Source organism: Cupriavidus sp. SK-3 (genome assembly GCF_000611145.1).
GTDB lineage: Bacteria > Pseudomonadota > Gammaproteobacteria > Burkholderiales > Burkholderiaceae > Cupriavidus.
In genome coordinates this window covers 1-9660 of record NZ_JFJV02000044.1, presented here as the reverse complement: position 1 = coordinate 9660, position 9660 = coordinate 1, and the positions used below count along the sequence as shown (strand labels likewise).

The 9660-nt window shown below is 68.0% G+C and carries 9 protein-coding genes; 6 read left to right on the top strand and 3 right to left on the bottom strand.

Annotated features, from left to right (window positions below; genetic code table 11):
* Positions 1-142 precede the first annotated feature (142 nt).
* Positions 143-1048: a MurR/RpiR family transcriptional regulator gene (locus tag CF70_RS04845; RefSeq protein ID WP_035861167.1), complete on the bottom strand. Its 906-nt coding sequence runs from the start codon at positions 1046-1048 to the stop codon at positions 143-145.
* Between the two features lie 89 nt (positions 1049-1137).
* Here CF70_RS04845 and CF70_RS04840 point away from each other — a divergent pair, with 89 nt between their 5' ends.
* Together CF70_RS04840 and CF70_RS04835 are read left to right on the top strand one after the other, a co-directional pair.
* Positions 1138-2361, top strand: a complete 1224-nt coding sequence (locus CF70_RS04840; RefSeq protein ID WP_235184884.1) for a M20 family metallopeptidase — start codon at positions 1138-1140, stop codon at positions 2359-2361.
* A 51-nt stretch (positions 2362-2412) separates the two neighbouring features.
* Positions 2413-3414, top strand: a complete 1002-nt coding sequence (locus CF70_RS04835) for a Bug family tripartite tricarboxylate transporter substrate binding protein (protein ID WP_035861159.1) — start codon at positions 2413-2415, stop codon at positions 3412-3414.
* Positions 3415-3438: 24 nt separating this feature from the next.
* On the opposite strand, the gene CF70_RS04830 is transcribed toward CF70_RS04835, so the two are convergent.
* Entirely contained in the window at positions 3439-4377 is a 939-nt protein-coding gene (locus tag CF70_RS04830; RefSeq protein WP_051648042.1) for a LysR family transcriptional regulator, read from the bottom strand.
* 313 nt (positions 4378-4690) lie between these two features.
* On the opposite strand from CF70_RS04830, the gene CF70_RS04825 reads away from it, so the two are divergent.
* The 4 genes from CF70_RS04825 to CF70_RS04810 all read left to right on the top strand — a co-directional run bounded on the left by CF70_RS04825 (position 4691) and on the right by CF70_RS04810 (position 8252).
* Positions 4691-5425: a class I SAM-dependent methyltransferase gene (locus CF70_RS04825; RefSeq protein WP_035861157.1), complete on the top strand. Its 735-nt coding sequence runs from the start codon at positions 4691-4693 to the stop codon at positions 5423-5425.
* A 78-nt stretch (positions 5426-5503) separates the two neighbouring features.
* Entirely contained in the window at positions 5504-6424 is a 921-nt protein-coding gene (locus tag CF70_RS04820) for a LysR substrate-binding domain-containing protein (protein ID WP_035861154.1), read from the top strand.
* Between the two features lie 122 nt (positions 6425-6546).
* A complete protein-coding gene (locus CF70_RS04815) occupies positions 6547-7020 on the top strand; it encodes a RidA family protein (RefSeq protein ID WP_035861151.1) in 474 nt (157 codons plus the stop codon).
* Between the two features lie 35 nt (positions 7021-7055).
* Positions 7056-8252, top strand: coding sequence for an aminotransferase class V-fold PLP-dependent enzyme (locus CF70_RS04810; RefSeq protein ID WP_035861148.1), 1197 nt, complete (start codon positions 7056-7058; stop codon positions 8250-8252).
* Between the two features lie 94 nt (positions 8253-8346).
* On the opposite strand, the gene CF70_RS04805 is transcribed toward CF70_RS04810, so the two are convergent.
* Positions 8347-9405 carry an AcrVA2 family anti-CRISPR protein gene (locus CF70_RS04805; RefSeq protein ID WP_152561690.1) on the bottom strand — a complete coding sequence of 353 codons (1059 nt, stop codon included), beginning with the start codon at positions 9403-9405 and terminating at the stop codon, positions 8347-8349.
* Positions 9406-9660: the final 255 nt, after the last annotated feature.

Below are 9660 nucleotides of genomic sequence, written 5' to 3'. Positions count from 1 at the left end.
ACCAACACCGCTCAAAGAAACAGCGACCAGTAATGTCGTCGGCTCGGGCGCAAAGAAAAGTGACACCCCCGTGTGCGAAAACGGCCAACCCCGCACAGCCGCGACAGCGGCGAAAAATCGCCGGCAATGCCAGCACCACAGCCTACCCCCGCCTCAAACCCTCAACAGGATCCGCCTCAAAGGCTTCCCAAAGCGCATCACGCCGCTGCAACGCCTTGATAACCGAAGGCTGCCGCAATTGCGCCACCGCCGAAACCAGCGCATTGCACAGGAAAAAGGCCGCCGTATAGGAATCAAAGGGGGAAGCATTGCCCGTACGCACCAGCAGATGATGATGCGACAGCGGCACCAGTGGCGCAGCCGGACTATCGCAAATCGCGATCACACGCGCACCGCGCTCGCGGAAAGCGCGGGCGATGCTCACCGGCGCGCTGGAATAACGTCGGATGCTGAACGTCAGCAGCACATCCTCGGGCTCTACCCACAGCATGGCGTCCGTGGCGGTCACCGCTCCTGCCCCCAACTCCTGAACCTGCGGCCGGCACATGTTCAGATGCAGCGCCAGCCATGCCCCCACAGGCGCGCTGTTTTTCTGCGCCAACACGAACAACCGCCCGCGCGGCTCGGCCAGCAGACGCGCAATCGCCTCGAAGGCCGCCATGTCCAGCCCTTCGTGGGTAGCCGCCAGGTTGTGCTGGTCGTGCAGCAGCGCGTCGTCCACGCAGGCGCGCAGAGTACGCTTGCCACCGATCGTGGCCGGCGCGCGCTGGCCGGCGGTGGGCAGGAGCGCCGTCACGCTGGCCCGCGCCTCGCGCTGGGCGTCGGCATAGCTGGGATAGCCCAGCTTGGCGAACAGGCGCACCACCGTCGAGGCGCTCGTGCCGTGCTGGGCGGCAAGCGAGGTGGCCGATTCCAGCAGCGCATGCGGATAGTCACGGCCCAGTGCATCGGCCAGCGCGCGCTCGCGGGTGGTCAGCGTGGCCGCCTCGCGCGCGAGGCGCTCGAGCAGGGTGGCGCTGTGTTGGGGAGGCTCCTGGCGATTTTTCATGACGTTGACACACTGCAATGCATATTGCATGATCATAGCACTTTTGCAATGCATGAATCATGTCCACACGGTGGAAGGAACGGGGATATATGGCTGATAGCGAGATGCTTGCCGAGGTGGCGGGCGAGGTGGCGGGCGAGGTGGCGGGCGAGGTGGCGGGCGAGGTGGCGGGCGAGGTGGCGGGCGAGGTGATCGACTGGCTGGGTAGCCAGCAGGCTGAAATGCAGGCGCTGCTGCAGCGCATTGTGGACATCGACAGCGGCAGCCGGCAGGAAGCCGGCGTGACGGCCGTGGCAGAGGTCCTGCGCGGACACCTGCAAGCTGCCGGCATTGCGGTCACGCTGCATGCCGTGCCCGGCTACGGCGTGTGCCTGGATGCGCTGGTGCCCGGCGCCGGCGATGGCGCGCCGATCCTGCTCATGGGCCATATGGACACCGTGTTTCCGGCCGGCACGGCGGCGCGCCGTCCCTTCCGCGTGGAAAACGGGCTTGCCTACGGGCCAGGCGTGGCCGACATGAAATCGGGCCTGGTGATGAATGTTTTCGTGGCCGAGGCCCTGGCGCGCTGCGGCGGCAACACCCTGCCGGTGCGCCTATTCTTTTCCTGCGACGAAGAAATCGGATCGGCCGCCACCCGCGAGCGGATCATGGACGTGGCGCGCGGCGCGCGTGCCGTGTTCAACGCCGAGCCCGGCCGCGTCAGCGGCAACCTGGTGACCGGGCGCAAGGGGTCGATGGTGGTGGAATTCGAGGTAGAGGGCGTGGCCGCGCACGCGGGCGTCAACCATGCCCAGGGTGCCAGCGCCATCGACGCGCTCGCGCGCAAGATCCTGGCGCTGCATGCGCTTACCGACGCCGGGCGGGGCATCACCACCAATGTGGGCTGCGTGAAAGGCGGCATCGTGCCCAACATGGTGGCGCCGCATGCACAGGCCGAGCTCGACGTGCGTTTCACCGCCGACACGGACATCGACGCGCTGGTCGGGCAGATACGCGCCATCATCGAGGCCGAATCGCTGCCGCGTACCACGGGCCGGATCACCGACATGCGCCGCACCCGGCCGATGACCCAGACGCCCGCGGACCTGCTGGCGCTGTACCAGCGCGGCGCGCAGCAGCTGGGCTTCTCGGTGGAGGGCGAATTCACCGGCGGCGCCGCCGACAGCGGCCTCACATCCTCGGTGGGCACGCCCACGCTGTGCGGTACCGGCCCGGTGGGCGGCCATGCGCACACCGTGCGCGAGTACTGCGAGCTTGCCACCTTCGTGCCGCGCGCGCAGGCGGTGGCGCTGGCCATCCTCGCACTGCGCTGAGCCGGGGCATTTCCCCCGCATCCGATGCTTAACTACCTTCACCACACTGCCATGCCGAACCTGCCATTCTCTCGCCGCCATTTCCTCCGCACCGGCCTCAGCGTTGCCGCGCTCGCGTGTGCCGCGCCGCTGGCCGCGCAAGCGCAAGGCGCGTATCCCTCGCGCCCCATCACGCTGGTGGTGCCCTTTCCGCCCGGTGGTTCGGTGGACATCATGGCCCGCCAGTATTCGGAGCCACTCTCGCGCATCCTCGGCGTGCCGGTGGTCGTCGACAACCGCCCGGGCGCGGGCGGCTCGGTCGCCACGCAATCGGTGGCGCGCAGCAAGCCCGATGGCTATACGCTGGTGGTGTCCTCCCAGAGCAGTCACCTGGCCAACCCGCTGACCCAGCCGAAGCTGGGCTACGACCCGATCAAGGATTTCGAGAACATCGCCATCCTGGGCCGCCAGCCCAATGCCCTGGTGGTGCACTCGAGCCTGCCCGTGCGTACCTTCGCGGAATTCCTCGCCTACGCGAAAAAGAACCCGGGCAAGCTCGACTACGGCAGCGGCGGCGTTGGCAGCATGGGCCAGCTGAATGTGGAGATGCTCAAGGCCAGCACCGGCATCTATGCCACGCACATTCCCTATCGGGGCGGCACGCATTTGATCACGGCAGTGCTGAGCAATGAGGTCCAGTTCATCCTCGACAACCTGGTCATCATGCTGCCCTACATCAAGGAAGGAAAGGTGCGTGCGCTGGCGGTGGCTTCCGAACAGCGCCTGCCGCAGCTGCCCGATGTGCCGACCATGGCCGAGCTGGGCTATCCGCAGCTCAACCTGAGCTCCTGGACAGGCATTGCCGCTCCGGCCGGCACGCCCGAGCCGGTGGTGCAGAAGCTCTACCAGGCGGTGCGCCAGGCCGCCAGCGACCCCGCCATGCAGACGGCGCTGCGCGCGCGCGGCGTGTTCCCGCCCGAGGAGATGGCGCCGGCCGCCTTTGAGCGCATGATGGCCGACCGCATGGTGCGCTACGGCGAAGTGGTTCGCAAGGCCAGGATCTCCGCGGATTGAGCGCGCGGAATCGAGCGCGCGGGACTAGGGCTTGACGGTGGCCGCCCCGCCCTTCACTTCCATGCCGCCCGCTGCCGTCACTCCGCCCGCGCGCAGCATGTCGATGACAAGCTGCATGGCCGGCGTTGGCGGGCGGCTCTTGCGCAGCACCAGGCCATAGGGCGCAAGCCGGCCATGCAAGGCTACCGGCAGCGTGGCGATCATGTTCAGGTCTTCGTAGTAGCGGGCCACCGAGGTGGGCAGCACGGCCAGCATGTCGGATTCGCGCAGCACGGACAGCGTGGTGAGGATCGACGAAGTCTCCACCGTGCTGACCGGCGGCGGCACGCGGTTCTCGCGAAAGGTCTGGTCGATGATCTGGCGCATCGGGCTGGGGTGCGGCTGGATGATCCACGCGTACTCGGTCAGCGCGGCCAGTTTCAGCTTGCCGCGCTCCGCCGCCGGATGCCCCACGCGGGTAACGATGGACAACGCCTCCTCCCCCAGCGTCTCGAACGACAGCTCCTCCGACGGCCAGCCATCCGGGATGCGGCCCAGCACGATATCGATCTGGTCCTGCTGCAAGGCGTGCACCAGCACATCGCTGGTATCGATCTGCACGATGATGTGCAGGCGCGGATGCGCCTGCTTGAGCCTGACGATCACCTGGGTCAGCAAATCCGGCGCCGGCGCCATCACGGCGCCCACGCGCACCTTGCCGACATCGCCGGCCTGGATGGCGACCAGTTCTTCGCGCAGCTCGTCCATGTCCGCAAAGACCACCCGCGCGTAGCGCATCACCGCCTTGCCCGACACCGTGGGGTCCAGCCCGCGCGCGTGGCGCGTGAACAGCGATACGCCGAGTACGTCCTCCAGCTCCTGCAAGGACTTGGTGGCCGCCGGCTGGGTCAGCGCCAGCCCTTCCGCCGCCTGGCGCAACGAGGGCGACTCCGACAGCGCCAGCATCAGCTGCAGGTGCCGCATACGCAGGCGTTTGCGGATGGACGCGCTGGATGGGATGGTCACGGCGATAAGCTCCGATAATAGGCGGACAACAATATCCGATGTTTTGCTTATCGCGGATTCTCGCACATGGCTTGGACGCGACAGCAGTCTGCCGCGGCTGGCCTTTCCGGCACATTCCCGCCGCCGCTACGGCGCCCGAAGCCCTTCTTCCGCATTTTTCGCTGCACTTCGGCGCATTTGCCGCCTGTTTCCGCGCTGCTGCGGTGCTTTTCGGGCATACTGGCCGACTCCCTCCCCATTGCGAAGCCGGCGTCCTGGCTTCTCCCCCCCGATGCCCGGCTATCAAACCAAGCAAGAGAGCATCGCCGTCGCCGGCGTCGCCGACCTGGTCATTCGCTCGCTGCTGGATAAGCAGCAGTACTACGACCCCCTCGGCCAAGCCGATCGCATGGGCATTTCATCCGCCATGTGGCCGCTGTTCGGCCTGCTGTGGCCATCCGGCGCGCACCTGGCTGCCCGCATGGCGGCGCGTCCGGTGGATATCACCGAACGCGTGCTGGAGATCGGCTGCGGCCTGGGCCTGGCCAGCCTGGTGGGACACCGCCGCGGCGCCGACATGACCGCCAGCGACTGCCATCCGATGGCAGCCAGCTTCCTGGCGGAAAACGTGCGCCTGAATGGCCTGGCGCCGATGAAATACCGGCACGGGCACTGGAGCGCCACGGCGCCTGAACAGGACGCCGCCGAGGGTGCGAGCCTGGCCAGCGCCTACGTCCATGGCCATTTCGACCTGATCATCGGCAGCGACCTGCTCTACGAGCGCGATGCCAATGCCAGCCTCGCTCACTTTATCGGGCGCCATGCCAGCCCCACCGTCGAGGTCTGGATCGTCGATCCCGACCGCGGCAACCGCCCGGCCTTCAACCGGCAGATGGCCGAGCAGGGTTTCCTGATGCGCGAGGAAAAGCTGGACCGCGCGGCCTCGCCCGGCGTGGATGCCTATAAGGGACGCCTGCTGGTTTACCGCTGGGCCGCGCCGATGCCGCCCGCGCCCGCCCTGCAGTAGCAGCCTGCCCCCACCCGCAAGCACCTCCGGGCGACAAGGCGTAGCATATCGGGCTCCCCAAGCCCTCCGCCAAGCCTCATGCGCTCCAAGCGATCCCTGCCGCCCCTTGTGTCCCTGCGCGCTTTCGAAGCGGCTGCAAGACGCCTGAGCTTCAGCCAGGCGGGGCAAGAGCTGTTCGTCTCGCAAAGCGCGGTCAGCCACCATATCCAGAAACTGGAAGAGGACCTGGGCGTGGCGTTGTTCGAGCGGCGCGCACGCGCCGTAGCACTGACCCAGGCGGGGCAGGCTTACTACGCACAGATCCATGCCGCATTCGAGCTGCTGCGCCAGGGCACCGAGCAGATCCGCGCCCCCGCCGGCGCCCGCACGCCACTGACCGTGGGGCTGCTGGCTTCCTTCGGCACGCGCTGGCTGGCACCGCGGCTGGCCGCCTTCTCCGCCGCCCATCCCGGCATCGACCTGCAGTTGCGCCCCGATATCGCGCTTGCAGACGTGGCCGGCGGCGAAGTGGACGTGGCGATCCGCTACGGCCGGGGCGCCTGGCCGGGCGTGGACGCGCAACTGGTCATGCCCGAGCGCTTGTCGGTGGTCTGCGTCCCCGCGCTGATCGCGGGCCCGGACCGCCCGCGCAAGCCGCAGGACCTGCTGCGCTACCCATTCCTGGCCTCGCATGCCAGGCATCCGTTCGAATGGGACGCCTGGGCCCGCCGCTTCGGCCTGGAGCTTGACCAGGCACAGACCGTGCACCTGCACGACTACAACATCGTGGTGGAAGCGGCGCTCGCCGGGCAAGGCATGGCGATGGGCCGGCACCGCCTGATCGCCCAGCAGCTGGCCAGCGGCGCACTGGTGCCGGCACTGCCCGGCGCGGTATTGGATGACCCTGGCATCGGATGGTGGCTCGTCACGCCGCGCGGCACGCTGAGCGAGACCGCGTCGGCATTCCGTGCGTGGCTGATGGAGGCCGCCATCCACGACCCGATGGACGGCACGCATTAGCCGCCACGTAGCAGCCGGCACGTATTAGTTTTGCTAATGCGTGCCGGCCGAGAACTGATTGGTTCCTCCGTGGCCAAGCCGATAGGATTGGCGTTTTCCAACCTCGTTCCGGCGTAACCGACATGACCCTCTCCATCTCCGCCCGCGTGGCCGAACTCGGCCTGGCCCTGGAATCCGCGGCCGCTCCCGCCGCCAACTACGTGGCATTCGTGCAGGAAGGCAATCTGCTCTTTATCTCCGGCCAGATCTCACGCAAGGATGGCCAGCCCGCCTGCCTGGGGCGCCTGGGTGACAACATCTCCGACGAAGACGGCGTGCAGGCCGCGCGGCTGTCCGCGCTGGGCGTCCTGTCGCAGATTGCCGCCGCCACGGGTGACCGGCTGGACCGCGTGGCCCGCGTCGTGCGCCTTGGCGTCTTCGTGGCCAGCACGCCGGAATTCCATCGCCAGAGCGCCATTGCCAACGGTGCGTCGGACCTGATGGTGCAGGTATTCGGCGAGGCGGGTCGTCACGCGCGCGCCGCCGTTGGCGTTGCGTCGCTGCCCAGCGGTGTTGCCGTGGAAGTCGAAGCCGTGATCTCGCTGACCCACCCCTGAACGCCCTGTACCCGACGCGCCTCACCGGAACCCCCATGCCCGCTCCCCTCACCCCCGCCGCCGTGGACGCGCTGCGCGCCCGCGCGCCAGGCACGCAGACCACCACGCATTTCAATCATGCCGGCGCCTCGCTGCCCTCGACGGCCACGCTGGAAGCGATCCACGCCCACCTGCGGCGCGAAGCCACACAAGGGCCGATGGAAGCCGGCGTGGCGGCACGCGAGCAAACGGAACGCGCGCGTACCCTTGCCGCGCAAATGCTCAATGCCCAGCCGGCGGAGATCGCGCTGACCACGGGCAATTCGCCCGGCTGGGGCGCCGCGTTCGCCGCACTGGGGGCCTGGCGACCCGGCGACCGGATCCTGGTCGGGCGCCACGAATGGGGCGGCAACCTGGCCACCATGCGCCTGACGGCGCAGCGCGCGGGCGCGTCGATCGAAGTCATTCCGTCCGATAACAGCGGCGCCGTGGATCCCGAGGCGCTGGAGGCCATGCTGGACGACCGTGTGCGCCTGATTGCGCTGACCTGGCTACCGGCCAACGGCGGACTGATCAATCCCGCCGCAGCCATCGGGAAGGTGGCGCGGCGCCACGGCATCCCCTATTTCATCGACGCCGCGCAGGCGGTGGGCCAATTGCCGGTCGACGTGGCCCAGGTGGGCTGCGATGTGTTGAGCGGCGCCGGCCGCAAGGCGCTGCGCGGACCAAGGGGCACCGGCCTGCTCTACGTGCGGCAGGATTTCCTGCCCCGGCTGACGCCGGCATTCGTCGACACCTATTCCGCGCCGCTGGATGCGCACGGCGAGCCCGTCTTGCGGCCTGGCGCGGCCCGCTTCGAATCGGCGGAAGCATCGATGGCGCTGCGCTGCGGCCTGGCCAATGCCTTGGAGGAAGCGTTGGAGATCGGCCTAGAGAACATCCGTGCGCGGATCGATGCCACCGCGCAGGCGCTGCGTGTGCAACTGGCCGGCATACCCGGCGTGACGGTGCTGGATCAGGGCCGCGAGCGCTCCGGACTGGTGGCGTTCAACCTGGCCGGCCAGGACCCGGTGTCGGTGCAGCGCAGCCTGGCGGCGCAGGGCGTGGTGATCGGCAGCAACGGCGTCGCCTATACGCCCCTGGACATGAACGCCCGCGGGCTCAGCCAGATCGCCCGCGCCTCGGTCAGCTACCTGACCACCGAGGCGGAGATCGGGAGGTTGCTGGACGGCTTGCGCGCGCTGGTGCGTTAGGGCGCCGGCTCCCCAATATCCGGGCCGATCCACTCTCACGGACCCCTTTGCGCGTCAGCGCTCACGCAGGCCGCGATCCCATCGCTAGCCCCCCCTACCGGGCACCCGCCTTGTCCGCCGTGCCAGCACTGCGCAACGTGGGTACCAGATCGTCCGGCGTTTCGACGTTGACTGCAATGGGTGGCATCCAGCGTAAGGTGCGCTTCGCGCTATCACGCGGGCCGCTCAGGTAGGTGTGCCAGTGTGCCCGCCGGATGTGCGGGCGCGGGCCGGCATGAGTCCCGGCACCATCGCCAGCGCCGGCGGCATCGCCAGCGGCATCAGGGCCAGCACGGCGCAGCGCGGCGCCCAGGCGCGTGGCAACATCCCAGCATACCGGCCGCTGCGCGGCGAACATGCGCACCCCCTTCTTGGTGCGCTTGGGCACCGGCCGCGATGGCCGGGATGCACCATCCCCGATTTCGGCGGCTTCGCTGCACAGGTACAGGAGCAGCGAGAGAATACGCGGCAGCAGCGTCGGCATATTTCGCTCAAAAGCCGGTTCGACCACCATGCCGGCGCTACGCATGCTTTGAAACTGGCCGCGAATAGCCTCGCCCAATGTGCGGTGGGTCAGATCGACCGGGCAGGCGAGCGGGCCGCTGGTGTGATTGAGATGCAGCGTCAGCACCTCGGCGCCGTCGCCGTCGCCCCACAGGTTGGCAAAGACGCCATAAATGGGAAGATGGTCCCAGTGCATGCCGGGGGTCTCTAGATAGACACACCATTCAGGCAAGTGCCGCAACAACTCCACGGGCAATTCCCCTGTCACAGGCGTCGCGCACAAGGCATCGTAGACCGTCGGGTCGATGCGGTATATCCCCTGCGTCACGCGCCAGGCCGCCATTGACGCCGCAAAGTTAAACTCATCGGACAGCTCCGCCGGTATCGTGTCGCCTGAGCGAAAACCAAGTCCGCGCATCACCATGTTCCGCAGAGGCGTGTATGGAATGTAGTAGTGGTCAGGCCATACCCGCACCGCAGGATCGCGCGAGGCGCGCAACTTGTCCGTTGCCGCAAACAGGCCGGGATAGCGCCTGCCGACGAAAGTGAGCCAGTAACCGGGATGCATCGCCGCGGCGTCGCCCCATGCCGACGGCAATGCGGCAGGCACCTGCGGCTGCGGTGCGTGCGCTGCGTTGATTGAATTCGTCATCGTCTTTCGCCTCTTCAGTGAAGTGGCACCGGTATCATCCCGCGTGCCGTGACATCGGCAAGCGAGCAGCCGCTTGCACCGTGGCTGGTCTGCCCACGCCGCCGCCATGCTTGCCGTCGCCACCATCGACGGCAACGCCCGCCAGCTCCAGTGTGCTGCCGCGCACCTCGATCCTCACCGGGTCGGTCTTCTTCCACTGCTTCTTGGGCACCA